Genomic DNA, 25,600 nt, shown 5'->3' on the forward strand with positions numbered 1-25,600 from the left:
GCCTCAGCTGGTGATGTCCTTGGTGGCGAAACGTCGCCATGCGATCAACCCGAACACTGCCGCGTACGTGATGGCCGAGTACGATCCCACCACCATGTCGTTCCAGTCGATACTCGTTCCGAAGGCGTCGATCCACGAGTTCGCGTAGTGCCCGGGCAGATAGTTGCGAAGCGATCCCAGTGCCGTGATCTGATCGAGAATCTGCATGAGGATCGACGTCATCACCGCGCCGCCGACGGCCCCGAGCGGGGCGTCGGTCAGCACCGACAACAGCATCGCCAGGCCGGCTACCCACAGCAGGTTGATGCCGATGTAGGCAACTGCGATAAGCAACCGCACCAGTGAGGTTCCGTACGACAGTCCCTCACCGAGCGGCGTGATGAGCGACTCTGCGCCGTAGAGCACGGTGCCGATCAGCAGCGACACCCCGACGAGCACGACGATCGCCACGCTGGACAGCGTGGCGGATACCAGTGCTTTCTGCGTGAGCAGTCGGCTACGGGGCACGGGAATGGCCAGCAGGTATCTCAGACTGGACCACGAGGCCTCGCTGGCCACCGAGTCGCCGAAGAACAGCGCCACCACGACGATCAGCAGGAACCCCACCGACATGAACAGTGCGAAGACCGTGAAGTTCATGCCTCCGCGGGTACCGAGTTCGATCAGTCCACCGGCGTCCGCGTCGTCACTCGAGCTGCCGACGGTGAAGGCGATCGCGAGGATCACCGGGAGCAGGGCAAGAAAACCGATGGCCAACTGAGTTCGACGGCGACCCAGCTGCCTGCGCAACTCGGTACGGAAGGGCAAGGTGCTGCCGCCGGTGTAACCGGCAGCGCGCCCGTCTGCGTGTGCGGTGCTCATGAGCGATCCTTGCTGGCGTCGAACCCTGGGGTGTCTCGGTGGACGAGGTCGAGGAACACGTCTTCGAGGCGAGTCGATTGCGAGAATCCGCGCACCGAGACCCCTCCGGTGACGAGTTCCCTGATCACGACGGCGGAGTCGGCGTCGGTCAGGTCGACGGTCACCGTTCCGTCGTCGACGATCACCGCGCCGTCGTGGCCGGAGGCGTCGAGCACCGACCGCGCGCGGGTGGCGTCGTCGACCCTGATCTCCGTTTGCCCGCCCGCTGCGGTCAGTTCGCGGACGGTGCCGGAACTGATCACCGATCCGCGATTCATGACGACCACGTGGGTACAGGTCTGTTCGACCTCGGCGAGTAGGTGGCTCGACACCAGCACCGTTCGGCCGGTCTTCGCGTAGTTGATCAGCACGTCGCGCATCGTCCTGATCTGCGGTGGATCGAGTCCGTTGGTCGGTTCGTCGAGGACCATCAGATCCGGCAGCCCTAGCATGGCCTGGGCGATCGCGAGCCGCTGCCGCATGCCTTGGCTGTACGACTTGACCTTGCGTTCGATCGCGGTGCCGAGGTCTGCGATCTCGAGGGCTTCCTCGAGATGAGCGTCCTCGATCGGGCGGCCGGTCGCTTCCCAGTACAGCCGCAGATTCTGCGTTCCGGTCAGGTGGGGAAGGAATCCTGATCCCTCGACGAACGAGCCGAGTCTGGACAGCACCGGCGCGCCTGGAGTCACCTTGTGCCCGAAGACACGGATGTCACCGCCGGTGGGAGTGATCAGGCCCATCAGCATCCGTAGCGTGGTGGTCTTTCCGGCACCATTGGGCCCGAGGAGGCCCAGAACCTGGCCCTGCTTCACCTCGAAGCTGACACCGTCGACCGCGCGGAAGCCGTTGGAGTACGTCTTGGCCAGGTCGGTGATCACCAGGGGAGTGTCGATCAGACTCTCGTCCACTTCGGCGACCGCGCGGCGTCTGGTCCGTACGACTCCGGCCACGATTGCGCCGGCGACCGCGAACAGAACGACCCCGATGCCGACCAGCGGTGCCACCGGAACGGTGCTGTTGGCGCTCTCCTCGGCGGGGACGGTGGGCAGCGCAATGGTGTTGTCGGTCATGGCCACGCTGAACTGGGCCGGTTCGAGCGGAACGGCGTACGCCTGATCGGTGGTGGAGATGCTCAGTTCGAGGCGGTGACCCTGCTGCACGATGTAGCTGATGCCAGGCAACGCAACTGTGACGTCGACGGGATCGATGCCCTGGGTGTCGGGTAGGCGGATGGCCGAGACCGCGCCCCCGGGAAGCGTTCTCGTGCCGTTCGGTGCCACGTCGTAGAGCTTCGCGAACAGCACGGCTTGATTCGGTGAGGCCAATGACGCCACTCGTAGGTTCACTCGAGGTGCACCGGTGATCGTCTCGGAGGATTCGACGGGATCGCTGGTGAATGTGGCCGACTGGCCCGGCAGATCCGCGGTCAGCGCTGCTCCGGCCCCGGTCGATCCGAGAGTCGAGAGCACCGAGCCCAATCCGGGAACCGACGAGATCGCCGACGGCGACGCGCCGGGTGGACGAATGATCGACTGGTTCTCGGCCCGGGGAGTGAACGTGACGGATTCGGTCCGGGTGGCGTCGGAGTCGGCCGTCAGTCCTGGGTAGTCGGGAGCCGTCATCCGGCGGTTGCGGTCGCCACCGCGTTCGTCGGCGGCCCGCTGAGTCGAGTAGACGAACGGGTTCGTACCGGTGGCAGAGTCGCTGTCGCGCAACGTCGTGTCGAAGAAGTCGGCGATGGCTCGATCGCTCGTGGCGTCCGTTCCGCCGGCATCGTGGCCGCCGTCGAACCAACGCACGGTCACGTTTCCACCGGCCGCCGCGATCTGACGCGCCGTCGCATCGGCCTGATCCAGTCCGAACAGTGTGTCCTGGGTGCCCTGCACCAGCAGAGTCGGTGCCGTGATGTTCGACGCCACCGCGACGGGTGAGTGTGCGGTCAGCAGATCGAGGAGCTGTTGGCTTGGGATCCCTGTCACCGCGGATTGCGTGTAGGCGTCGCAGAACTCGGGTGCGAACCTGCCGCATGCGGACGCGCCGTCACCGGCTCCCGATGTTTCGGTGCCGGCACCTTCACCGTCGCCGGGCGGCGTGCTCGCTGCGCCCGCTCCGAAGAACACACCGGCCCAGCCACGCTTGAGCACGCCGGGTCCGCCGTACTCCGCCGCGGCAGGAGTGACCGTGTCGCGGAGGGCTTCTCGGCCCTGGGTGGAGGTGACGCCGTAGTTGGGGAACAGGGCCTGACCCAAGTCGTTCCAGGTGATCGCGGCGGCGATGGAATCGATGCGGGGGTCGGTGCCGCCTGCACTCAGTGCCAGCGCGCCGCCGTACGAACCGCCGGCGACTCCTATGTGCGGGTCGCCGGGAGCGTCGAGTTCCACTTCCGGTTGTTCGGCGAGCCAGTCGATGAGTCCGCGAGCGTCCGCGACCTCGCGATCGGGGTCGTTGATCGAGATCGAACCTGTGCTGTCGCCGAACCCGCGTGCGCTGTAGGCGAGGACGGTGTACCCGCGGGCCGCGAGGTCGCGTGCCTCACCGTCGACCGAGTCCTTGCTGCCGCCGAACCCGTGGGCGAGAAGCACCGTCGGCGCTGGTGTGAGCGCCGGGGCGTAGAGCCGTGCGTCGATGTCGACGGTGCCCGTCGACTCGGGGCTGTCCGGTAGCGTGATGCGCGCATCACGAGTGGATGTGTCGGCGCTCGAATCCTGGGGGAGGAGTACGAATGCGAGAGCGGCTACCGCCAGAACTGCAATCACAGCGGCACCGACAGTCATGGCCCGTCTCGACAGTGGCGGGCGGGGAATCGGCATGCAAACCAATGTATGTGAGTGGCGCGGATCGTGTTGTTCCCCAACTTCACGTGCCGATCGGCCGGTTCCGGCTAATGTCAGCGAATCAGTCCCCGGACCACGTCTTTCGGTTCTGTGACTTGCCCCAATCGAGTTCGACCAGAAGTGTCACATCTGTGTGTGACCGACAAATGGAGGAATGAATGAGCGCCTACCGCACCGTCGTCGTCGGGACCGATGGCTCCGAATCGTCACTGCGGGCAGTGGAGAAGGCCGCGGCTCTGGCGGGAGACGCCGATGCCACCCTGGTTATCGCTTGCGCGTACTACCCGGCCGATCCGAAGGACACGTCCGCTGCCGCCGATGCACTGCGCGAGGACGCCTACCAGATCACCGGATCGGCACCGACGCGGGAGATTCTGCGCACTGCGCGTGAGCACGCCACCAAGGCCGGTGCGAAGAACATCGAGGAGAAGGCGATCGTCGGTTCTCCCGTCGAGTCGCTGCTGGCGCTCGTGGACGAGGTGAAGGGCGATCTGCTCGTCGTCGGCAACCGCGGACTGAACTCGTTGACCGGGCGCCTGTTGGGTTCGGTTCCGTCGGACGCCGCTCGCAAGTCCACCTGCGATGTCCTGATCGTGCACACCGTCCGCTGATTTCGGCCTGAACACATCAGCGGCCCGGTTCGTCGAATCGACGGAGCGGGCCGCTGATGTGTGCGTGTCTCTAGGCTTCCGGCTCGAAAGGCTGCAACGCCGAGAGTTCCTTCGGCAACGCGTCGGCGTGCACCACGCCGAGTCTCTGGGTGGCTCGGGTCAGTGCCACGTAGAGGTCGTTCATTCCCTTGGCCGACTCGGCCACGATGGCACTCGGCTCGACGATGAGAACCGAGTCGAACTCGAGCCCTTTCGCGTCCTTGACCGAGGACACGGTCACCACGTCCGATGCCAGATGTCGGAAGTCCGAGACGCGACCGGCCGGAACGAGCACTGCGCTCAGTCCAGGTCGCGGGTGCTCTGCGACTCGCTTCTCCACTGCGGAGAACACGTCTGCCTCCAGCACCTGTTGCGCCCACGGTCTGACGCCGGTGCTGCGGATGGAACGGGGCTCGGACTGCTCGGGATCGATCGCGGCCAGCACGTCGTGCGCCACCACCATGATCTCCGACGGCGTCCGGTAGTTGACCGTCAGTTCGGTCCGCTTCCAGCGCTGTGCCACATAGGGTTCGAGTACCGAACTCCAGGAGGACGTTCCGGCGGGATCGCCGGTCTGTGCAGTATCACCCACCAGTGTCATCCACCGATTCGGTATGCGTCGCATCACCATTCGCCACGCCATGGTCGACAGCTCCTGAGCCTCGTCGACTATCACGTGCCCGTAAGTCCAGGTTCGGTCGCCGGCTGCCCGTTCGGCGGTGGTGAGGCGTTGACCCGAATTCTGTCGCCGCGCAAGCTGATCGGCATCGATCAAGTCGTAGGCCATCAGAATCTCCGGATCGAGTTCGTCCTCGAGGTCCTGTGGTGCCGAGCCGGTCAGGATGTCCAGAGCGCCCTGGGCATCGGCGATCTGGCCACGCCACTGACGTTGAGCCTGCTCACGCTCGGCCGCATCGTCCACGCCGAGCAACTCGGCCAACTCGTCGAGCAGGGGAGCGTCGGCCGCGGAGAAACCCCGACCCGCACGGAGAAGCGAGGCGCGCTCGTCCGCGTCCAGTTCCGGTGCGGCCGAGGCGATCTTTTCGGGCGAGGCGAACAGGTCGTGGAGAACCTGTTGGGGAGACAGGTCCGGCCACAGTTCGTCGACAGCGGCCATGACGTCGTGGTCTTCGCGCATCTCGTCGCGCATGTCAGCGATGTCGTCTGCGCTGAGCAGGCTGGATCCGTCGACCAGGTTCTGGCCCAACTTCGCTGCCAGTTGATTGGCCAGTTGGTCGATCACCGATGATACGAACAACGGCCGAGCGAGGTTGTGCGGTCGACGCGACGATCGGGCGCGTCCGCGGGCTCGGGTGACGATCTTGCGGTCGAGGGTGATGTCGTAGGTGTCGAATGTCAGCCGACGCGGCTGTGCAGGAACTTCCTGCCGGTCGCGTACCGCTCGGGTCAGTACCTCGACCATCGACAATCTGCCCTTGACCTCGGTGGCCAGGGCCGAATCCTCGCGTCGCGCACGGACTCCCGGGTAGAGGTCACCGATCGTGGACAACAGCACACCCGTCTCGCCGAGCGAGGGCAGCACCTGTCCGATGTAGTCGAGGAACGTCGCGTTGGGTCCGATGATGAGCACGCCGCTCTTGCCCAGCTGCTGACGGTAGGTGTAGAGCAGGTACGCGGCGCGGTGCAGCGCGACGGCGGTCTTACCTGTGCCCGGCCCGCCCTGAACGACCAGCACACTGCGATGTTGCGACCGGATGATCGCGTCCTGCTCGCTCTGGATCGTTTCCACGATGTCGTTCATCTGGCCGGTACGCGCAGCATCCAAGGCCGAGAGCAACGCACCTTCGCTTGCGACTCCGCCTGCTACGGCAGCATCGCTCGACGTTCGAGCAGATTTCAGGTCCAGGAATTCGTCGGCGATCGACGTCACGCGGCGGCCACGGGTGCGAATGTGCCTGCGTCGCAACACGTTTTCCGGTGCGGCCGGCGTTGCCAGGTAGAACGGCCGGGCCATGGGTGCCCGCCAGTCCAGCAGCAGTGTTTCGTAGTCGTTCTTGTCGTCGAGGATTCCGACGCGGCCGATGTAGCGTTCGGGACGGTCGTCGACCTTGGGATCGAGAGAATCCGGATCGAGGTCGATGCGTCCGAAGCACAACCCGTTCTCCGCGGCGTCGTATTTGGCGATGTCTTCGGTGTACATCTGGTTGAACGATTCGCGTTCGCTTCGCGCCTGCGGTGTTCCGCCGGTCTCCAACAGCACGGCCCGCAGTCGGTTCGCCGCGTATTCGCGCAACGCGTCGAGCTGCGTATACAGCCTCGTCAGATGCGCTTGCTCGAAGTCTTCTTCGATCGGCATGTCGGAGCCGTTCGATGTGTGGCCGTCGTCCGGCAAAGGGTCTCCTCGGGAGTTCGGCCGAGGCGAAGATATCGCCTCGAAATAAGCCAGAGCAGTCTACGCCGCACAACGGCCCCGCCGCAGAACCGCTGGTTCCGGGGCAGGGCCGCTGTGCGCGAACGTGCGTTCGTTCTCTCGGCGAGGACTACTTGGCGTACTGCTGGATCTTCTTGTCCAGGTTCTTCTGAGCCTTGGCGACTCGCTTCTCGAGCTTGGCGCGAGCCTGCTCGGTCACCTTCTCGAGCTCCTTGCTCTGCTTCTCGGCGCGCTTGCGAGCGCGCTTGCCGAGTGTCTCCACCCGATCGGACGCCAGATCGGCCCACGTGACTCCACGCTTCTGCGCCTCGTCGGCGAGGACGGAGCCCTTCTCGGAAGCCAGGTCGGCGAGCTTGGATGCCCGCTTCTGTGCAACGCCTGCCAGCTCGACGCGACGATCGGCGGCGACGTCGACGAGCTTCGAGCCGCGCTTCTGCGCCAGCTCGGCCAGGTCGGTTCCGCGATGCGCTGCCTTGTCGGCCAACTTGGATCCGCGCTTCTGGGCTTCGTCGGCCAAGTCGCTGCCGCGGTCGGCGGCGAGTTCGGCCAGTTTGGATCCGCGCTTCTGCGCTTCTTCGGCCAGTTCGGAACCCTTGTCGGCTGCGATGTGGGCCCAACGGTTCAGAGCCGGCTGAGCGACGTCGGCCAGCTCCGAGCCCTTCTCGGTGGCGATGTCGGCGAGCTTGGCCAACTTCGGCTGGGCTGCATCGGCGAACTTGGCAAGTTTGGGCTGAGCTGCATCGGCGAGATCGGCACTGCGGCTCGCAGCGATGGATGCGATTTCCTTGACACGCTCGCCGGCGTCGTGGGTGGTGTGCCCGGGCAGCGCCGAGACAACCGACTCCTGCGCGCGACGGGCTGCCCGACGGCTACGCCATGCCACGGACGGCTTGCCCTCGGTGTCGACGGCCGCAATGAGGAGTCCGCCGAGGAGGCTCAGGTTCTTGAAGAAGTGGATGCGCTGTGCAGCCTTGGTCTCCGGGTCGGTTTCGTTCCAGAAGGCATGACCGGCCAGCGTCGTCGGAACGAGGCTTCCGGCCAACGCGATCGATGCGATGCGCGGTGCCTTGCCGGTTGCCAACAGAATGCCGCCCGCAACCTGGATGCCGCCGTTGATACGAACAAGCGTCTCCGGGTCCTCGGGCACATTCGCGGTGACCTCGTTCGGCAGTGCGTCCTTGCCCTGCTCGATCAGTGGAGTGGCGACCTTCGCCTTGCCACTGGGGTTACGGAGTGCGTCGACGCCCCCGGCGATGAAGATCGTAGACATCAACGGACGGGCGATACGGCGGACCAGCATTGACAGCCTCCTGCGTAGTTTCTCGTGTCTTCGGCGTTAGGACATCGCACATCGGTCGGTGAAACCAACCGGGGTGCGTCCTTTTGTCACACTATTCATACCCCGTGTTCGACGGTCTCAAGCGCGCCGATCGTCACCAGCCCCGTTCGCGCCATTCGGCCAGGTGAGGGCGCTCGGCACCGAGTGTGGTGTCCTTTCCGTGGCCCGGGTAGACCACGGTGTCGTCGCCGAATCGGTCGAACAGTTTTGCCGTGACGTCGTCGAGAAGGTGGGTGAAATCCTCGGGGCTTCCAGTTTTTCCGACGCCCCCGGGGAACAGTGAATCTCCGGTGAAGAGGTGGGTGCGGGTGCCGTCGGTGTCGGTCAGCGCGAGTGCGATCGAACCGGGAGTGTGTCCGGTCAGGTGCACCACGTCGAACGTGAGCTCTCCCACCGTCACCGTGTCCTCATCGGCCAGCAGGCGGTCCGGAGCGACCGGCAGCGGTTCGGCGTCGAGAGCGTGGGCGGCCGTCGGCGACTCGGTACCGCCCGCGATGTCTGCCAGCGCCTGCCAGTGGTCTGCGTGCTGATGCGTCGTCACGATGAGCGAGAGCGTCGGAGCGTTCTCGTCGATGAGCAGAGAGATGCGTTCGGCCTCGTTGGCGGCGTCGATCAGCACCGAATGACCCGTTGCGGAACAGACGACCAGGTAGGTGTTGTTGTCCATGGGGCCGACCGACATCTTCGTGATCGTCGCGCCGGGAATCGTGCGCCGCTGCGGCTGCGAACCCTGAGAGACGACGCCGGTGTAGTTGTCGTCGATGACCATGAGGTGCTCGTCCATTTCGAGGACGCTACCGTCGGCGGCCCGACGAGGGGCGGCTGGGTCGCGCACGTGGAAAAGTGTGTCGGTGCCTGGATCTACCATTGCTACTGCGTGAGGTTCGTCCCTCACCGAAACAGGTTTTCGACGTGGGGTCCTCGGTTACACGACGCGTAACCGGTGCATCGGCACCACACGTCATCACGCGACTCGACAGTTGCGCAGTGCTGCATCGAGCAGCGACTCGACTGGACGGGCTCGTTCGGAAAGAAGGGAACACAGTGGCGGATCGCCTGATAGTGCGAGGTGCACGGGAGCACAATCTGCGGGGAGTCGACATCGACCTGCCTCGCGATGCGCTGATCGTGTTCACAGGTCTGTCCGGCTCGGGCAAATCGTCTCTCGCCTTCGACACGATCTTCGCCGAAGGTCAGCGTCGCTACGTGGAGTCGCTGTCCGCGTACGCGCGGCAGTTCCTCGGCCAGATGGACAAGCCGGACGTCGATTTTATCGAGGGGCTCTCGCCTGCGGTCTCCATCGATCAGAAGTCGACCAACCGCAACCCGCGGTCGACCGTCGGCACCATCACCGAGGTCTACGACTACCTCCGATTGCTGTACGCCCGCGCCGGCACGGCGCACTGCCCGGTGTGTGGTGAACAGATCGCGAAGCAGACTCCGCAGCAGATCGTCGATCAGGTGCTGGACATGGAAGAAGGCCTGAAGTTTCAGGTCCTCGCTCCGGTGGTCCGTACCCGCAAGGGTGAATTCGTCGACCTGTTCGACTCGCTCAACACGCAGGGTTACTCCCGTGTGCGCGTGGACGGCGTCGTGCATCAGCTCACCAGTCCTCCTGTTCTCAAGAAGCAGGAAAAGCACGACATCGAGGTCGTCGTCGACCGACTGACCGTCAAGTCCAGCTCGAAGCAGAGATTGACGGATTCGGTCGAAACGGCCCTGCGACTGGCGGACGGCATCGTCGTTCTGGACTTCGTCGACCGCGACGAGAACGCTCCGGACCGCGAGCGCCGATTCTCCGAGAAGCTCGCGTGCCCCAACGGTCACCCGTTGTCCATCGACGATCTCGAACCGCGGTCCTTCTCGTTCAACTCGCCGTACGGTGCCTGCCCCGACTGCGTCGGACTCGGTGTGCGCAAGGAGGTCGACCCGGAGCTGGTCGTTCCCGACGGCGATCTCAGCCTCGCCGACGGAGCCATCGCACCGTGGTCGATGGGCCAGACCTCGGAGTACTTCGGCCGCCTGCTGTCCGGGCTCGCCGACGCGATGGGGTTCGACCTCAATGCACCGTGGAACAAGTTGCCCGCCAAGGTCAAGCGAGCGGTCCTCGAAGGCAGCGACCACCAGGTGCACGTGAAGTACAAGAACCGCTACGGCCGAACGCGCTCGTACTACGCCGAGTTCGAGGGTGTGATGCCGTTCCTGCACCGTCGTCTCGAGCAGACCGAGTCGGAGCAGATGAAGGAACGCTACGACGGGTACATGCGCGACGTACCGTGCCCCACCTGCAACGGCGCCAGGCTGCGGCCGGAGATCCTGTCGGTCACGATCGCGGCGGGCGACTTCGGGCCGAAGTCGATCGCCGAGGTGTGTGAGCTGTCGATCGCCGATACCGCAAACTTCCTGAACAGCCTGACGTTGGGTCGCCGTGAGGAGGCGATTGCGGGTCAGGTGCTCAAGGAGGTGCAGGCGCGCCTCGGGTTCCTACTCGACGTCGGTCTGGAATACCTGTCCCTTGCTCGAACGGCCGGCTCCCTGTCCGGCGGCGAGGCCCAGCGCATCCGGCTCGCCACCCAGATCGGATCGGGCCTCGTCGGCGTTCTCTATGTCCTCGACGAGCCCTCGATCGGTCTGCACCAGCGAGACAACCGTCGGTTGATCGACACGCTGACCCGGCTCCGCGACCTCGGAAACACACTGATCGTCGTGGAGCACGACGAGGACACCATCCGTACCTCGGATTGGATCGTCGACATCGGTCCGTTGGCCGGTGAGCACGGCGGCCGCGTCGTGCACAGCGGTTCGTACGAGGACCTGTTGACCAACGAGGAATCGCTGACCGGCGCGTACCTCTCCGGGCGGATGGAGATTCCGCTGCCGGATACCCGTCGCGTCGTCGACAAGAAGCGTCTGGTGACCGTCGTGGGTGCCCGCGAACACAACCTGCGAAGTGTCGACGTGAGCTTCCCGCTCGGTGTGCTGACCTCGGTGACCGGGGTTTCCGGTTCGGGTAAGTCCACCTTGGTCAACGACATCCTCGCGACCGTGATGGCCAACAAGCTCAACGGTGCTCGGCAGGTTCCAGGACGACACACCCGGATCAACGGACTCGACCAACTCGACAAACTCGTCCGCGTCGACCAGTCGCCCATCGGCCGCACACCGCGGTCCAATGCTGCGACCTACACCGGCGTCTTCGACAAGATTCGGACGTTGTTCGCAGCGACCACCGAGGCCAAGGTGCGCGGCTATCAGCCCGGTCGATTCTCGTTCAACGTCAAGGGCGGCCGGTGCGAGGCATGCTCGGGCGACGGCACGCTCAAGATCGAGATGAACTTCCTGCCCGACGTCTACGTTCCGTGCGAGGTCTGTGAAGGTGCGCGGTACAACCGCGAGACACTCGAAGTCCATTACAAGGGCAAGACCATCGCCGAGGTCCTGGATATGCCGATCGAGGAGGCCGCGGACTTCTTCGAAGCGATCACGTCGATCCACCGATACCTCAAGACGCTCGTCGAGGTCGGTCTCGGGTACGTGCGGCTCGGCCAGCCGGCAACCACGTTGTCCGGAGGTGAGGCGCAACGCGTCAAGTTGGCGGCGGAATTGCAGAAGCGGTCCACCGGACGCACGGTCTACATTCTCGACGAGCCGACCACCGGCTTGCACTTCGAGGACATTCGGAAGCTGCTGGGCGTGGTGAACGGCCTCGTGGACAAGGGCAACACGGTGATCGTCATCGAGCACAACCTCGATGTCATCAAGGTTTCCGACTGGGTGATCGACATGGGCCCCGAGGGTGGCTCCGGCGGCGGAATGGTTGTGGCGCAGGGTGACCCAGAGGCCGTAGCGGCTGTGCCGGAAAGCTACACGGGTAAGTTCCTGCAGGAAGCGCTCACTCGTGAGTCGGTTGTCTCGCAGCCGGTGAAAGCCGCCCCGAAGAAGCGCAAGCCACGGAAGGTCGCCGCGGTCCGGTAGCGCCCGTCTACTCAGAACGCCGCATCCGGTAGTGCACCGGATGCGGCGTTCGTGTTCGGGGTGTCGTCGTTGCTCTCGCTCAGTGCACCGGGCCGGTGTACTTCTCGCCGGGGCCCTTTCCTGGCTCGTCCGGGTGGGCCGATGCCTCCCGAAATGCGCGCTGCAGTGCCTGCAGTCCATCGCGAATGGGTCCGGCATGGGGGCCGAGGTATTCGACCGACGCGGTGACCAGGCCTGCCAGTGCGGTGATGACGCGTCGTGCCTCGTCGAGGTCCAGGTACGGGCTCTCGGCAGGATCCGGCTCGGAGAGTCCCAACTTCTCGGCTGCGGAACTCATCAGCATGACCGCAGCGCGGCTGATGACCTCGACCGCGGGGACCTCGGCGAGTTCACGGACTTCGGGCTCGGTGCCGACTGGGTCGACACCCGCGGGATCGCCATCGGCGGGAGTGGGGGAGCTGGTCATGCCTACGAGAATCCCACGCCGCCTGCGGCCGGGGGAATCGGGTGCCGACGAGTTCGGGGGCGATCGGGCTCGATTGTGGGTTTGTCGAATCGGCTGGTACTGTGACCCGACGACCGTCTTCGGCGTGCGCTCCTCGATGGAGTTCACCGCACGGAGGCAGCAAGTGGAGCCCGACTCCCACCGGCACGTAGCCTTCAACAAGCTACTTCCGGTCCGGTCGCACGACGGAGATCGTCATAGGTCTTCGAGGTGCTTCCTCCCAGTGAGGAGACTGTACGACGCCAGTTGTCGTGCGGGTCGACCGGTCGACATCGGGCCCTGCTATCGGTTCACGCCGAGAGCGGGGTTTTTTCTTTGTAGCGGTTCGCATCGCTGCGGGGAATGTCGAGGATCGACGGCAACGGGCTGTGCCAGTGGCAGGCGGTCGGGTTACACACCACACCGCACTACCTAGGAGGCCCCATCAGCACTGAGACCCGCATCAACGATCGCATCCGAGTTCCCGAGGTCCGGCTTGTCGGACCGGGCGGTGAACAGGTGGGGATCGTGCGTGTTGAAGATGCACTCCGCTTGGCTCTCGAAGCCGACCTCGATCTTGTCGAGGTAGCTCCCGACGCACGTCCGCCGGTCTGCAAGATCATGGACTACGGGAAGTTCAAGTACGAGGCTGCGCAGAAGGCGCGCGAATCGCGCAAGAACCAGACGCTCACCGTCATCAAGGAGCAGAAGCTCCGCCCCAAGATCGACGCGCACGACTACGAGACCAAGAAGCGCAACGTCGTTCGCTTCCTCGAAGCCGGCTCGAAGGTCAAGGTCACCATCATGTTCCGCGGTCGCGAGCAGTCGCGACCCGAACTCGGTTTCCGTCTGCTGCAGCGCTTGGGCGCGGACGTCGCGGAGCTCGGCTTCGTGGAGACCTCGGCCAAGCAGGACGGCCGCAACATGACGATGGTGCTGGCACCGCACAAGGGTGCCAAGACTCGCGTCAAGGCACAGGAGAGCGCAGCGGCACCGCCCGCGCAACGCGCACCGGCTCCCGCGCCGGAACAGCCCGCCGATGCAGCCCCGGCTGCCGAGGCACCGGCCGCAGCAGCTCCGGCTACTCCGGCGCAGACCAACTGAGCTTCGTGCTCTACCAGTAAGACAGCCCTACAACTGCTTCGGTGCACAGGTTTTCCGTGGCGCTGTACGGCTGTGCCAAGCAACACCGAAGAGCTATTACAGAAGAAGAGGATTTCATGCCCAAGCAGAAGACCCACAGTGGTGCCAAGAAGCGATTCAAGGTGTCCGGCAGCGGCAAGATCCTGCGCCAGAAGGCCGGCCGTCGCCACCTGCTCGAGCACAAGCCCACCAAGGTGACTCGTCGCCTCGATGGTGTCGCCGTTGTCAAGAAGGCCGACGTGCCGCGGATCAAGCGCCTTCTCGGTATCTGATCCGGCCCGCCGCCGACTGATCTCGGTCGGCTTCATCCCTTACCATTCGGGGTTTACACACACCCCCAGATCGACAGGATTCACCAGTGGCACGCGTAAAAAGGGCCGTCAACGCCCAGAAGAAGCGCCGTTCGATTCTCGAAGCGTCCAAGGGCTACCGCGGACAGCGCTCACGTCTGTACACCAAGGCCAAGGAGCAGCAGCTCCACTCGCTCACCTACGCGTACCGGGACCGCCGCGCGCGCAAGGGTGATTTTCGCAAGCTGTGGATCACGCGTATCAACGCTGCAGCACGGGCCAACGACATCACGTACAACCGCTTCGTCCAGGGCCTGAAGGCCGCGGGCGTCGAGGTCGACCGCAAGATCCTCGCTGAGCTCGCTGTGTCGGATGCCGCGGCATTCGCAAGCCTGGTCGCCATCGCCAAGGCTGCATTGCCTGCCGATGTCAACGCTCCTGCCGGAGAAGCAGCCTGAGCGAGTCGCCGTACGACGATTCAACTTCGAAACGACCCGTGGATTCGCTGACCGAGCGAACACCGCGGGTCGTTTCGGCCGTCAAGCTTGCGCGCGCCGCGGAGCGCAAGAAGACCGGGCAGTTCCTCGCCGAGGGATTCAACGCGGTCTCCGAGGCCGCGAAGTCCGGGCTGGTCCGCGAGTTGTTCTTCACCTCGGATGCCTTCGAGCGGCACCACGCCTTGATCATGTCCGTCGAGGCCGGCGGCGCCCGGGTCTTCCCGATCACCGACCGAGCCGCGAAGGCGCTGTCCGACACCGTCACACCCCAGGGGCTCGTCGCAGTCACCGGACTGATCGACGTCTCGCTCGATCGCGCGCTGGCCGACAGCCCGCGCCTGGTAGCGGTACCGGTCGAGGTCGCGGAACCGGGCAATGCTGGAACTGTCATTCGCGTCGCCGACGCGGCCGGCGCGGATTCGGTCGTGTTGCTGGGCGATTCGGTGGACCCCCACAACGGCAAATGCGTCCGCGCGTCGGCAGGCAGTGTCTTCCATCTGCCGATCGCTCGGGAACGTTCGATCGAATCCGGCATCGAGGCGTTACGTGGTGCGGGTCTGTCGATCGTGGCTACGGCTGCCGACGGAGAGGTCGACCTCGACGATGCCGACCGTCTACTCGAGCAACCGACCGCGTGGTTGTTCGGCAACGAGGCGCACGGACTGCCCGAGTCGGTGGCTCGCGACGCCGATCATCGGATTCGGATTCCTATCCATGGTCGCGCCGAGAGCCTCAATTTGGCAACGGCCGCAGCGATCTGCCTGTATGCGAGCGCTCGCGCGCAGCGACGCTCCGGGATTTCCTGAGCGCCTCTCGCCTAGGATCGATACCTGTCTGCTTCGCGCAGGAGTGAAGCCTGCGCAACGACCCTTGTTGCGCAGGAGTGAAGCCTGCGCAACGACCCTTCGTGGCAGACACCGACTATTACTCGAGGAGTGCAGCTGTCGTGGCGAAGAAAGAAGCCGGACCCGAGCCGGTAGATCCGAGCGTTTTGGAGGAATCTGCGCTCGGATCCGCAGTGGACTCGGCGGAGCAGGCGTTCGCCGACGCAACGAATCTCGATGCCTTGACCAAGGTCAAGATCGACCATGTGGGCGGCAAAGCCCCGCTGGCACTCGCGCAGCGCGCTCTCGGTGCGCTGCCGGGTGAGCAGAAAGCTGATGCGGGTAAACGCGTCAAAGCAGCGCGCGACCGGGTGCAAAAAGCCTTCGACGAGCGACGTGCCGTTCTTTCGGCCGAGCGGGACGCGGCAATCCTGGTGGCTGAAACCATCGATGTGACACTGCCGACCGGCCGGGCTCCGGTCGGTGCTCGACACCCCATCACGATCATCGCCGAACAAGTTGCGGACGTGTTCGTCGCAATGGGCTGGGAGGTCGAAGAAGGCCCCGAGGTCGAGACCGAACACTTCAACTTCGACGCGCTCAACTTCCTGCCCGACCACCCCGCTCGCACGATGCAGGACACGTTCCACATCGCGCCCGAGGGATCGCGGCAGGTGCTGCGCACTCACACCTCGCCGGTGCAGGTGCGGTCGATGCTCTCGCGTGAGCTTCCGATCTACGTGGTCTGCCCGGGGCGAACATTCCGCACGGACGAACTCGATACGACGCACACTCCGGTCTTCCATCAGGTCGAGGGTCTCGCCATCGACAAGGGTCTGACCATGGCGCACCTGCGCGGAACACTGGATGCGTTCGCCAAAGCGTTGTTCGGCAACGACACCCGCACTCGGATGCGACCTAACTACTTCCCGTTCACCGAGCCGTCGGCCGAGGTCGATGTGTGGTTCCCCAAGAAGAAGGGCGGGGCCGGTTGGGTCGAGTGGGGTGGCTGCGGGATGGTCAACCCGAAGGTATTGCAGGCCAGCGGCATCGACCCTGAGGTGTACACCGGATTCGCTTTCGGAATGGGCCTCGAACGCACGCTTCAGTTCCGTAATGACATCCCGGACATGCGCGACATCGTCGAAGGCGACATCAGATTCACGCTGCCCTTCGGTGTTCGGGCCTGACGCCGCTTCACACCGCCCCACTTCTTCTCGGATACAAGAAAGAGCTGAGCACACGTGCGAGTCCCACAATCCTGGCTGACCGAGGTCCTGCACGCGGGGACTCCCGACTGGGCCGTGTCCCCCGAGGAGCTCGACGCCGGTTTCGTGCGGGTCGGTTTCGAGGTCGAAGAACTCGAGTCGCTGGACAACGTGACCGGACCACTGGTTGTGGGCCGGGTGAGCTCTATCGAGGAACTGACCGAGTTCAAGAAGCCGATTCGATTCTGCCTGGTGGACGTCGGCGCCGATGAGCCACAGGAAATCGTCTGTGGTGCACGAAATTTTGCCGAAGGTGATCTGATCGTCGCCGCTCTGCCGGGCAGCGTTCTGCCCGGCGGATTCGCCATCGCATCGCGCAAGACGTACGGCCGCAACTCCAACGGCATGATCTGCTCGACGCTCGAGCTCGGACTCGGCCGAGACCACTCCGGCATTCTCGTGCTGCCTGCGGATACAGCCGCACCGGGAGACGACGCCAAAGAGGTTCTGGGGCTGAAGGACTCGGTCATCGAGCTGAACGTGACCCCGGATCGCGGTTACGCCTTCTCGGTCCGCGGCCTCGCCCGTGAACTGGCGTGCAGCTTCGACTTGCCCTATGTGGACCCGGCACGGACGATGCCCACCGAGGTCACCGGCGAGGCATGGTCGGTTACCGTCGAATCGAACTCGGGCGCATCACGATTCGCGTTGCGCAAGGTCGTCGGCATCGATCCCACCGCGACCACTCCGTGGTGGATGCAGCGTCGCCTGCTTCTGGCCGGCGTGCGCCCGATCTCGGCTGCTGTCGACGTCACCAACTACGTGCTGCACGAACTCGGCCAGCCGCTGCATGCGTTCGATGCGGCCAAGCTGAACGGCGATCTCGTCGTCCGCCGCGCGAATGCGGGGGAGAAGCTGACGACACTGGACGGAGTCGAGCGCTCACTCGATCCTGAGGACGTCGTGATCGCCGACGGGTCGGGAGCCGTTTCGTTGGCCGGCGTCATGGGCGGAGCGTCCACCGAAGTGGACGACGCGACCACCGAGGTCGTACTCGAAGCAGCGTCGTTCGATCCGCTCGCGGTGTTCCGAACCGGCCGCCGCCACAAGCTGTCCAGTGAGGCGAGCAAGCGTTTCGAGCGAACCGTCGACTCTGCTCTTCCGGTCGCCGCGCTCGATCGTGCGGCACAGTTGCTGGTCGAGATCGCCGGTGGCCGAATCGAGCCGGTTTTGACCGACATCGGCGGGGCCGCCGAGTACCCGGCAGTCACGATGGACTTCGATCTACCCGACCGAATCGCCGGCGTGCAGTACCCCAACGGAACCGCTGCCCGACGGTTGACGCAGATCGGCTGCAGAGTCGACGTGTCGGTCGACGATGCCGGGCACGGTCAACTGACGGTGACGCCGCCGTCGTGGCGACCGGACCTAGTGCAACGTGCCGACCTGGTGGAAGAGGTGCTGCGACTCGAGGGGCTGGAGAAGATCCCGTCGGTACTGCCGTCGGCCCCCGGCGGTCGTGGCCTCACCGCTGAGCAGAAGCGCAGACGAGCGGTCGGCAAGGCGCTCGCGTTCTCCGGATACGTCGAGGTATTGCCCCCGGTGTTCCTGCCCAAGGGCGTCTTCGATACCTGGGGTCTGGACAAGGACGATCCACGCCGCGCCACCACCTCGGTCCTCAATCCGCTCGAGGCCGATCGCCCCGAGCTCGCGACCACGGTGCTGCCGGGACTGCTCGAGATGCTGAGCCGAAACATCGCCCGCGGTCAGCGTGACGTGTCGCTGTTCGGAATTGCTCAGGTGGTGCTTCGGCACGACGCCACTGCTGCGGTGGACGCGCTGCCGGTGGATCGTCGTCCTACTGATGACCAGATCGCCATGCTTCGGGGGTCGTTGCCTGCGCAGCCAGTACATGTGGGCGTGGTGCTCACCGGTCAACGTGAGCTGTCGGGGCCGTGGGGCCCCGGCCGCGCCGCCGAAGCAGCTGACGCCTTCGCTGCGGTACGCACGGTGACGGAGGCGGCCGGTGTTCACGTCGATCTTCGTGCTGCGCAGCACCTTCCGTGGCATCCCGGTCGGTGTGCCGAGGTGTTGCTCGACGGTGAGGTCGTGGGATACGCAGGCGAACTGCACCCGGCGGTCCTCGAGCGGGCAGGCTTGCCGCCGCGTACCTGCGCCGTGGAGCTGAGCTTGAGTGCTCTGCCTGTTGTCGAATCACTCCCGGCTCCCGAGGTGTCGCCGTATCCGGCGGTGCTCCAGGACGTGGCTGTTGTGGTCGATGCCTCCGTGCCTGCGGGGTCCGTCGAGGCGGCGCTGACGATCGGCGGCGGCGATCTACTCGAATCGATCCGGTTGTTCGACGTCTACGAGGGCGAACAAGTCGGGCAAGGTCGCAAGTCTCTGGCGTTCGCGCTGCGGTTCCGCGGGACCGACGGCACGTTGACCGAGGATCAGGCCACTGCTGCGCGCGACGCTGCGGTCGACGCTGCAGCCAAAGCCGTCGGAGCCGAGCTGCGTAGCTGATCCGACGGCGGCCGGACCGTCGGTTCCGTAGCGTGGAGTCACGAACGCCCACGGTGACGGGAGAACGAATGAGTGAATCCGGAGCAGACGGCACGGCGTCCGATCTGCAGGTTGTGAACGACGTCCTCGCGGCGGTGGCGGGTCGGCCGCGGCTGGCCCCGGTAGCGGCTGCGGCCGCCGCATTGGCCGCGGAGTTGGGCACCGTCGAGCCCGAACCCACTGGACCCGATCGCGGTGCGCCACCGGGAACGGTGCCCGATGTCGACGTTCCTCAGGTCACGAGGCCCCGGATCGATCAGCCGCTCGGGGATCCGCCGCCCGGGGCTCCGCTGGGCGGCACGGTGCCGGGCATCATCGATGCCGAATTGGTCGACGATATGCCCGTCGGGGCAGGCGGTGGATATACAGGCGGTGCCGTCGGCGGCTTCACCGAATCAGGAGTGCCCACCTGGGACGGTGTCCGCGAGAAGGTGGACCATCGCTCGGGAACGGCCGTCGGAGCCGAGGAGTTGGACCGGGAGTCCCGGGCCGGTCAGGATCTGAACAAGCAGTGGAACGACCGTCAGGAAGCCGGCCGCAAGAAGCTCGACGAGATCCGCAAGTCCATGGGTGGAAGCTGACACACCGGACCCGTTCATGAATGAGCTTGCATGATGCTGCATAATAAACCGCATGACTATTTCGGAGGCCGTGCCGAGGCGCATTGCGGTAGCGGGCGCAAGTGGGTACGCAGGCGGTGAAATTCTTCGGCTTCTGCTCGGACACCCGGCAGTGCGCGACGGTTCGCTGGTCATCGGTTCGCTGACGGCCGGCGGCAATGCCGGCTCCACGCTCGGAGAGTTTCATCCGCATCTGTTGCCGCTGTCGGACCGAGTTCTCGGTCCGACCACCGTCGACGAGCTGGCCGGCCATGATGTCGTGTTCCTCGGACTCCCGCACGGCAAGTCCGCCGAGCTTGCACTCGAGCTGCCCGAGTCGGTGGTGATCATCGACTGCGGCGCGGACTTCCGCCTCACCGACGGTGCGGCCTGGGAGAAGTACTACAAGAGTCCGCATGCGGGCAGCTGGCCGTACGGGTTGCCGGAGCTGCCGGGCCTTCGCGAGCGTTTGGTCGGTGCGACTCGCATCGCGGTTCCCGGCTGCTATCCGACGGTGTCATCTCTCGCGCTCGCGCCGGCCGTCGCCGCCGGCATCATCGAGCCGCGGGTCAATATCGTTGCCGTAAGCGGTACATCGGGTGCCGGTCGAGCTCCCAAGGCCGACCTCCTCGGCTCGGAGGTGATGGGTTCGGTTCGGGCGTACGCAATAGCGGGTGCCCACCGACACACGCCGGAGATCGTGCAGAATCTGTCGGCCGTAGCCGGGAGCGCGGTTGCGGTGTCGTTCACGCCGGTTCTCGCGCCGATGCCCCGCGGCATTCTGGCCACCTGTACCGCAATCACCACTGCCACTGCGGAGCAGGCGGTCGAGGTGTACGAAAAGGCTTACTCTGCAGAGCCCTTCGTGCACGTGCTTCCCGCCGGCCGCCTTCCGCAGACAGGTTCGGTGATCGGGTCGAACGCCGTACAGATGAGCGTGTCGGTCGATGCCGACGCAGGCCTGCTCGTCGTCATCGCGGCCATCGACAACCTGGCCAAGGGAACGGCGGGAGCCGCCGTTCAATCCATGAATCTTGCACTGGGAATCACCGAGACCGATGGTCTCTCTACCGTAGGAGTAGCGCCATGAGCAGCGTTCGGAGTGAGGCGGAGACCGTCGGCACGGTCGCGGGGAAGCTGGTCCGCACTCAAGGTGTCACTGCTCCCGCCGGGTTCCGCGCGGCCGGAATTCCTGCCGGTATCAAGGTGAGTGGCAGGTCGGATCTCGCTCTGGTATTCAACGAAGGACCCGACTTCGCGGCAGCGGGTGTGTTCACCCGCAACAAGGTCAAGGCCGCTCCGGTGCTGTGGTCGCAGCAGGTGCTCTCCACCGGGCGGTTGCGTGCGGTGATTCTGAACTCCGGTGGTGCCAACGCCTGTACGGGTGCGCCCGGGTTCCAGGATGCGCATCGCACGGCAGAGGAAGTGGCGTCCGCACTGAGCAATTGGGGTTCGGAGACCGGGGCCATCGAGGTTGCCGTGTGCTCGACGGGTCTGATCGGCGATCGGCTGCCGATGGACAAGCTGCTGCCCGGTGTGACCGAAGTGGTGCACGAACTCGCAGGCGGTATTTCGGGTGGTACCGACGCGGCATACGCGATCATGACCACCGACACCGTGCCGAAGCAGGCGGCGATCCATCACGCCGACAAGTGGAACGTCGGCGGTATGGCCAAGGGCGCCGGCATGCTGGCACCCTCGCTGGCCACGATGCTCAGCGTCATCACCACCGATGCCGTCGCCACCGCGGAACAGCTCGACAAGGCCCTGCGTGCGGCCACTCGGCTGTCCTACGATCGGCTCGATGTCGACGGCGCGTCCTCGACCAACGACACGGTGCTCCTGCTGTCGTCCGGGGCCAGTGGAGTGGCACCGTCTCAGGACGACCTCGACGCCGCAGTCCTGGCGGTGTGCGACGACTTGGCCGATCAGATGATGGCCGACGCGGAGGGCGTGACCAAGCGAGTCAAGATCACCGTGTCGGGTGCGATGTCGGAGGACGAGGCCCTGATCGGCGCACGGACTGTTGCCAGGGACAGTTTGACCAAGACGGCTCTGTTCGGTTCGGACCCGAACTGGGGACGGGTGCTCGCTGCGATCGGTATCGCGCCGATCGAACTAGATCCCGACCGAATTTCTGTGTCGTTCAACGGCAATCCCGTGTGCATCGACGGCGTCGGCGCGCCGGGTGCTCGTGAGGTCGACCTGTCCGGTGTCGATATCGCCGTGACCATAGACCTCGGTCTCGGTGCCGGTTCGGCCACCATTCGAACCACCGACCTGTCGCACGCATACGTCGAAGAGAATTCGGCGTATTCGTCATGACCTCGGCAGCCCTGCAGTTGACGGCCGCGCAGAAGGCGTTCACTCTCGCCGAGGCTCTGCCCTGGTTGCAACGTTTCTCGGGAAAGACCGTCGTGGTGAAGTACGGCGGAAACGCCATGATCGACGATGACCTCAAACGGGCGTTCGCCGCCGACATGGTGTTCCTGCGTACCGTCGGAATCCATCCCGTCGTCGTACACGGTGGTGGCCCGCAGATTTCGGCGATGCTCACCCGGCTCGGGTTGACGGGCGAGTTTCGCGGCGGATTCCGCGTCACGACGCCCGAGGTCATGGACGTCGTGAGAATGGTGCTGTTCGGGCAGGTCGGCCGTGAACTCGTCGGTTTGATCAACAGTCACGGGCCGTATGCCGTCGGCATCTCGGGCGAGGACGCGCACCTGTTCACGGCGACCCGGCGAACCGTGCTCGTCGACGGCGACCAGACCGACATCGGTCTGGTGGGCGACGTCACCTCGGTGGATCCGAAGGCGATCTTCGATCTCATTGCGGCCGGACGTATTCCGGTGGTGTCCACCATCGCTCCCGACCGCGACGGCGTCGTGCACAACATCAACGCCGACACCGCCGCGGCCGCACTGGCGAGTGCCATCGGTGCCGAAAAACTGGTCGTACTCACCGACGTCGAGGGTCTGTACACCGCGTGGCCCGATCGCACCTCGCTGACGTCCGAGATCGATGCGTCCGCGCTCGATGCGTTGCTGCCCTCGCTCGACGCGGGGATGGTGCCGAAGATGGAAGCGTGCCTGCGCGCCGTTCGAGCAGGTGTGCCGACTGCACACGTCATCGACGGGCGCGTCGAACATTCGGTTCTGGTGGAACTGTTCACCGGCCAGGGGATCGGCACCATGGTCACCCCCGATCACTCTTCTACGTCAGGAGTCACGCCATGACCGGCACGGAGTCCACCCTCGATCTTCAACAGCGGTGGTCGAATTCGCTGATGGACAACTACGGTGTGCCGCGTGTGGCGCTCGTGCGCGGTGACGGTGCAGTAGTGACCGATGCCGACGGCAAGCAGTACCTCGACCTTCTCGCCGGTATTGCCGTGAACATCCTGGGCCACGCCCATCCGGCGGTGATCGAGGCGGTCAACACGCAGCTGTCCACTCTGGGACACACCTCGAATCTGTATGCGACAGAACCCGCGATCGCGTTGGCCGAGCAGTTGCTCGCGCACCTCGGTGCCGGGGCCACCGGGCGAGTGTTCCTGTGCAACTCGGGAACCGAGGCCAACGAGGCAGCGTTCAAGATCGCTCGCCTGACCGGTCGTCCCAACATCGTGGCAGCCGAGAAGTCCTTCCACGGGCGGACGATGGGCGCTCTTGCGCTCACCGGACAACCCGACAAGCGCACTCCGTTCGAGCCTATGCCTGCTGGTGTGCAGCACGTCCCCTACGGGGACGTGGCCGCACTCGAAGCCGCCGTCGATTCCGATACCGCCGCAGTGTTTCTCGAACCCATCATGGGTGAGGGCGGTGTGGTGGTTCCGCCCGAGGGATACCTCCTCGCTGCGCGCGAGATCACCGCGAAACACGGTGCACTGCTGGTGCTCGACGAGGTGCAGACCGGAATCGGTCGAACCGGGTGGTTCTACGCCCATCAGTCTGTCGGCATCGTGCCCGACGTGATCACGCTCGCGAAGGGCCTGGGCGGCGGGTTGCCCATCGGTGCGTGCATCGGTATCGGAGCCGCGGGGGAACTGCTGCATCCGGGTAAGCACGGCACCACTTTCGGTGGTAATCCCGTGTGTGCCGCTGCCGCGCTTGCGGTGTTGCGCACCATCGCCGACGAGGATCTCCTCTCCCGTGCCGACAGCATCGGCAAGACCATCGCTCACTCCATCGAGGCCCTCGAACACCCTCTCGTCAGCCATGTCCGAGGATCGGGGCTCCTTCTGGGAGTTGTGCTCACCGCTGCGATCGCGCCGGCGGCAGAAGCGGCCGCGCGCGACGCAGGCTTTCTTCTCAACGCCGCGCAGCCGGACGTGCTCCGACTCGCACCACCACTGATCATCACCGAAGAGCAAGCCGCGTCGTTCGTGACGGCATTACCGGCAATTCTCGACGCAGCACAGGAGGCTCATCAGCCATGACCGTTCAGCACTTTCTCCGCGACGACGACGTCACCCCACAGCAGCAGGGCGAGATCCTCGCTCTGGCAGCCGAACTCAAGCACGCACCGTTCTCGAAGCGCCCGCTCGAGGGTCCGAAGGGTATCGGCGTCATCTTCGAGAAGAACTCCACCCGTACTCGCTTCTCCTTCGAGCTGGGCATCGCGCAACTGGGCGGGCATGCCGTCGTGGTCACCGGAAGCGATACCCAACTCGGTCGCGAAGAGACGCTGCAGGACACCGGCCGGGTGCTCTCGCGCTACGTCGAGGCAGTCGTGTGGCGGACTTTCGGGCAGAAGCGGCTCGAGCAGATGGCAACCGGCGCAACGATTCCCATCGTCAACGCCCTGTCGAACGAATTTCACCCGTGCCAGGTACTCGCCGATCTGCAGACCCTGATCGAGCACAAGGGCAACCTGAAGGGGCGCACGTTGGCCTATTTCGGTGACGGTGCCAACAACATGGCGCACTCGCTGCTCATCGGCGGGGTGACAGCAGGGCTGAACCTCAGGATCGCCGCACCCAAGGAATTCGCGCCGCTCGGGTATGTTCTCGACGCCGCCCGTGCGCGCGCCGAAGAAACCGGGGCCACCATCACCATCACCGAAGATCCGGACGAGGCCGCTGCCGGTGCCGATGCGCTGGTCACCGATACCTGGACGTCGATGGGCCAGGAGAACGACGGTCTCGATCGTGTCGCGCCGTTCCGGCCGTATCGAATCGACTCCGATCTCCTGTCCAAGGCCCAGTCCGACGCTGTGGTGCTGCACTGCCTCCCCGCACATCGGGGCGAGGAGATCACCGACGAGGTTCTCGACGGTCCGCAGAGTGTCGTGTGGGACGAGGCCGAGAACCGTCTGCACGCGCAGAAGGCTCTGCTGGTCTGGCTGCTCGAACAGGCCCGGCGACCATGAGCGAGGACGTCAGTGCGATGCCGTTGACCGCGTCGACCCGGGCGGGCAGGCAGGCGCGGATCATCGCGTTGCTGGCCACGCATCAGGTACGCAGTCAACCGCAGCTGGCGTCGTTGCTCGCAGCCGAGGGGATCGACACCACTCAGGCCACACTCTCGCGGGATCTCGAGGAATTGGGCGCGGTGAAACTGCGCGCCCCGGACGGCGGAGTGGGCGTGTACGTCGTGCCCGAGGACGGCAGCCCGGTCCGCGGGGTGTCCGGCGGCACCGACCGCCTCCTGAAGTTGCTGGGGGAGTTGTTGGTGTCCACCGATCACAGCGGTAACCAGGCCGTGCTCCGAACACCGCCCGGCGCGGCGCACTACCTGGCCAGCGCTCTGGATCGTGCTGCGATGCCCGAGATCGTCGGGACCATTGCAGGTGACGACACGATTCTGTTGATAGCCCGCGAGCCACACACCGGTGGCGAGGTCGCGGACAAGATCGAAAAGCTTGCTCGACGCGGAAACTGAGATCCAGTTTCCCATCATGCG

The 25,600-nt window shown here is 65.1% G+C and carries 21 protein-coding genes; 15 read left to right on the forward strand and 6 right to left on the reverse strand.

Going from position 1 to position 25,600, the window contains the following annotated elements; all coding sequences use genetic code 11:
• Nucleotides 1–3: 3 nt before the first annotated feature.
• Both ASG84_RS06690 and ASG84_RS06695 read right to left on the reverse strand, forming a co-directional pair.
• Nucleotides 4–861 (reverse strand): ABC transporter permease, encoded by an 858-nt coding sequence (locus ASG84_RS06690; protein WP_057476198.1) that lies wholly within the window; start codon nucleotides 859–861, stop codon nucleotides 4–6.
• Nucleotides 858–3,710 (reverse strand): alpha/beta fold hydrolase, encoded by a 2,853-nt coding sequence (locus ASG84_RS06695; protein ID WP_057476199.1) that lies wholly within the window; start codon nucleotides 3,708–3,710, stop codon nucleotides 858–860. Before ASG84_RS06695 ends, ASG84_RS06690 begins: the two co-directional genes overlap by 4 nt.
• Before the next feature lie 182 nt (nucleotides 3,711–3,892).
• Here ASG84_RS06695 and ASG84_RS06700 point away from each other — a divergent pair, with 182 nt between their 5' ends.
• A complete protein-coding gene (locus ASG84_RS06700; RefSeq protein WP_057476200.1) occupies nucleotides 3,893–4,345 on the forward strand; it encodes a universal stress protein in 453 nt (150 codons plus the stop codon).
• A gap of 70 nt (nucleotides 4,346–4,415) precedes the next feature.
• Here the strand turns inward: ASG84_RS06700 and ASG84_RS06705 are convergent, their stop codons facing one another.
• From ASG84_RS06705 to ASG84_RS06715, 3 genes are all read right to left on the reverse strand, one after another.
• On the reverse strand, nucleotides 4,416–6,701 hold the full coding sequence (locus ASG84_RS06705) for a HelD family protein (protein ID WP_156399410.1): 2,286 nt from the start codon (nucleotides 6,699–6,701) through the stop codon (nucleotides 4,416–4,418).
• 184 nt (nucleotides 6,702–6,885) lie between these two features.
• On the reverse strand, nucleotides 6,886–8,076 hold the full coding sequence (locus ASG84_RS06710; RefSeq protein WP_057476202.1) for a DoxX family protein: 1,191 nt from the start codon (nucleotides 8,074–8,076) through the stop codon (nucleotides 6,886–6,888).
• A 133-nt stretch (nucleotides 8,077–8,209) separates the two neighbouring features.
• The gene (locus ASG84_RS06715; RefSeq protein WP_057476203.1) at nucleotides 8,210–8,899 is read right to left on the reverse strand and encodes an MBL fold metallo-hydrolase; all 690 of its coding nucleotides are present in this window, start codon (nucleotides 8,897–8,899) and stop codon (nucleotides 8,210–8,212) included.
• Between the two features lie 260 nt (nucleotides 8,900–9,159).
• Here ASG84_RS06715 and uvrA point away from each other — a divergent pair, with 260 nt between their 5' ends.
• Entirely contained in the window at nucleotides 9,160–12,090 is a 2,931-nt protein-coding gene (gene uvrA, locus ASG84_RS06720; RefSeq protein WP_057476260.1) for an excinuclease ABC subunit UvrA, read from the forward strand.
• A 79-nt stretch (nucleotides 12,091–12,169) separates the two neighbouring features.
• Here uvrA and ASG84_RS06725 read toward each other — a convergent pair whose 3' ends face one another.
• Nucleotides 12,170–12,556: a DUF1844 domain-containing protein gene (locus ASG84_RS06725; RefSeq protein ID WP_032404077.1), complete on the reverse strand. Its 387-nt coding sequence runs from the start codon at nucleotides 12,554–12,556 to the stop codon at nucleotides 12,170–12,172.
• A gap of 381 nt (nucleotides 12,557–12,937) precedes the next feature.
• Here ASG84_RS06725 and infC point away from each other — a divergent pair, with 381 nt between their 5' ends.
• The 13 genes from infC (at nucleotide 12,938) to ASG84_RS06790 (ending at nucleotide 25,579) form a co-directional block, all read left to right on the forward strand.
• Nucleotides 12,938–13,678, forward strand: a complete 741-nt coding sequence (gene infC, locus ASG84_RS06730; protein WP_052058412.1) for a translation initiation factor IF-3 — start codon at nucleotides 12,938–12,940, stop codon at nucleotides 13,676–13,678.
• A gap of 116 nt (nucleotides 13,679–13,794) precedes the next feature.
• Nucleotides 13,795–13,989, forward strand: a complete 195-nt coding sequence (rpmI, locus tag ASG84_RS06735; protein ID WP_008715923.1) for a 50S ribosomal protein L35 — start codon at nucleotides 13,795–13,797, stop codon at nucleotides 13,987–13,989.
• Nucleotides 13,990–14,075: 86 nt separating this feature from the next.
• Nucleotides 14,076–14,465 carry a 50S ribosomal protein L20 gene (rplT, locus tag ASG84_RS06740; protein ID WP_032378959.1) on the forward strand — a complete coding sequence of 130 codons (390 nt, stop codon included), beginning with the start codon at nucleotides 14,076–14,078 and terminating at the stop codon, nucleotides 14,463–14,465.
• Between the two features lie 38 nt (nucleotides 14,466–14,503).
• Nucleotides 14,504–15,310 (forward strand): TrmH family RNA methyltransferase, encoded by an 807-nt coding sequence (locus tag ASG84_RS06745; protein WP_057476204.1) that lies wholly within the window; start codon nucleotides 14,504–14,506, stop codon nucleotides 15,308–15,310.
• 140 nt (nucleotides 15,311–15,450) lie between these two features.
• Nucleotides 15,451–16,518 (forward strand): phenylalanine--tRNA ligase subunit alpha, encoded by a 1,068-nt coding sequence (gene pheS / locus ASG84_RS06750; RefSeq protein WP_057476261.1) that lies wholly within the window; start codon nucleotides 15,451–15,453, stop codon nucleotides 16,516–16,518.
• 54 nt (nucleotides 16,519–16,572) lie between these two features.
• Nucleotides 16,573–19,059 carry a phenylalanine--tRNA ligase subunit beta gene (pheT, locus tag ASG84_RS06755; RefSeq protein ID WP_057476205.1) on the forward strand — a complete coding sequence of 829 codons (2,487 nt, stop codon included), beginning with the start codon at nucleotides 16,573–16,575 and terminating at the stop codon, nucleotides 19,057–19,059.
• A gap of 68 nt (nucleotides 19,060–19,127) precedes the next feature.
• Nucleotides 19,128–19,679, forward strand: coding sequence for a hypothetical protein (locus ASG84_RS06760; protein WP_057476206.1), 552 nt, complete (start codon nucleotides 19,128–19,130; stop codon nucleotides 19,677–19,679).
• Nucleotides 19,680–19,731: 52 nt separating this feature from the next.
• Complete coding sequence (gene argC, locus ASG84_RS06765; protein ID WP_057476207.1) at nucleotides 19,732–20,787, forward strand: N-acetyl-gamma-glutamyl-phosphate reductase; 1,056 nt, start codon at nucleotides 19,732–19,734, stop codon at nucleotides 20,785–20,787.
• Nucleotides 20,784–22,022: a bifunctional glutamate N-acetyltransferase/amino-acid acetyltransferase ArgJ gene (gene argJ, locus ASG84_RS06770; protein WP_057476208.1), complete on the forward strand. Its 1,239-nt coding sequence runs from the start codon at nucleotides 20,784–20,786 to the stop codon at nucleotides 22,020–22,022. Before argC ends, argJ begins: the two co-directional genes overlap by 4 nt.
• Nucleotides 22,019–22,933, forward strand: coding sequence for an acetylglutamate kinase (argB, locus tag ASG84_RS06775; RefSeq protein ID WP_057476209.1), 915 nt, complete (start codon nucleotides 22,019–22,021; stop codon nucleotides 22,931–22,933). Before argJ ends, argB begins: the two co-directional genes overlap by 4 nt.
• Nucleotides 22,930–24,135, forward strand: a complete 1,206-nt coding sequence (locus ASG84_RS06780) for an acetylornithine transaminase (protein WP_057476210.1) — start codon at nucleotides 22,930–22,932, stop codon at nucleotides 24,133–24,135. Before argB ends, ASG84_RS06780 begins: the two co-directional genes overlap by 4 nt.
• Complete coding sequence (argF, locus tag ASG84_RS06785; protein ID WP_057476211.1) at nucleotides 24,132–25,067, forward strand: ornithine carbamoyltransferase; 936 nt, start codon at nucleotides 24,132–24,134, stop codon at nucleotides 25,065–25,067. The genes ASG84_RS06780 and argF overlap by 4 nt, the downstream gene beginning before the upstream one ends.
• Nucleotides 25,064–25,579 (forward strand): arginine repressor, encoded by a 516-nt coding sequence (locus ASG84_RS06790; RefSeq protein ID WP_057476212.1) that lies wholly within the window; start codon nucleotides 25,064–25,066, stop codon nucleotides 25,577–25,579. Before argF ends, ASG84_RS06790 begins: the two co-directional genes overlap by 4 nt.
• Nucleotides 25,580–25,600 lie beyond the last annotated feature (21 nt).

Source organism: Rhodococcus sp. Leaf278, assembly GCF_001426085.1.
Classification (GTDB): Bacteria; Actinomycetota; Actinomycetes; order Mycobacteriales; family Mycobacteriaceae; genus Rhodococcoides.

What these genes read in the sequence shown, in the direction of transcription:
- ASG84_RS06690 (WP_057476198.1), bottom strand. Translation starts at nt 861, where the DNA reads ATGAGCACCGCACACGCAGACGGGCGCGCTGCCGGTTACACCGGCGGC.
- ASG84_RS06695 (WP_057476199.1), bottom strand. Translation starts at nt 3,710, where the DNA reads ATGCCGATTCCCCGCCCGCCACTGTCGAGACGGGCCATGACTGTCGGT.
- ASG84_RS06700 (WP_057476200.1), top strand. Translation starts at nt 3,893, where the DNA reads ATGAGCGCCTACCGCACCGTCGTCGTCGGGACCGATGGCTCCGAATCG.
- ASG84_RS06705 (WP_156399410.1), bottom strand. Translation starts at nt 6,701, where the DNA reads ATGCCGATCGAAGAAGACTTCGAGCAAGCGCATCTGACGAGGCTGTAT.
- ASG84_RS06710 (WP_057476202.1), bottom strand. Translation starts at nt 8,076, where the DNA reads ATGCTGGTCCGCCGTATCGCCCGTCCGTTGATGTCTACGATCTTCATC.
- ASG84_RS06715 (WP_057476203.1), bottom strand. Translation starts at nt 8,899, where the DNA reads ATGGACGAGCACCTCATGGTCATCGACGACAACTACACCGGCGTCGTC.
- ASG84_RS06725 (WP_032404077.1), bottom strand. Translation starts at nt 12,556, where the DNA reads ATGACCAGCTCCCCCACTCCCGCCGATGGCGATCCCGCGGGTGTCGAC.
- infC (WP_052058412.1), top strand. Translation starts at nt 12,938, where the DNA reads ATGTCGAGGATCGACGGCAACGGGCTGTGCCAGTGGCAGGCGGTCGGG.
- rpmI (WP_008715923.1), top strand. Translation starts at nt 13,795, where the DNA reads ATGCCCAAGCAGAAGACCCACAGTGGTGCCAAGAAGCGATTCAAGGTG.
- ASG84_RS06760 (WP_057476206.1), top strand. Translation starts at nt 19,128, where the DNA reads ATGAGTGAATCCGGAGCAGACGGCACGGCGTCCGATCTGCAGGTTGTG.
- argC (WP_057476207.1), top strand. Translation starts at nt 19,732, where the DNA reads ATGACTATTTCGGAGGCCGTGCCGAGGCGCATTGCGGTAGCGGGCGCA.
- argJ (WP_057476208.1), top strand. Translation starts at nt 20,784, where the DNA reads ATGAGCAGCGTTCGGAGTGAGGCGGAGACCGTCGGCACGGTCGCGGGG.
- argB (WP_057476209.1), top strand. Translation starts at nt 22,019, where the DNA reads ATGACCTCGGCAGCCCTGCAGTTGACGGCCGCGCAGAAGGCGTTCACT.
- ASG84_RS06780 (WP_057476210.1), top strand. Translation starts at nt 22,930, where the DNA reads ATGACCGGCACGGAGTCCACCCTCGATCTTCAACAGCGGTGGTCGAAT.
- argF (WP_057476211.1), top strand. Translation starts at nt 24,132, where the DNA reads ATGACCGTTCAGCACTTTCTCCGCGACGACGACGTCACCCCACAGCAG.
- ASG84_RS06790 (WP_057476212.1), top strand. Translation starts at nt 25,064, where the DNA reads ATGAGCGAGGACGTCAGTGCGATGCCGTTGACCGCGTCGACCCGGGCG.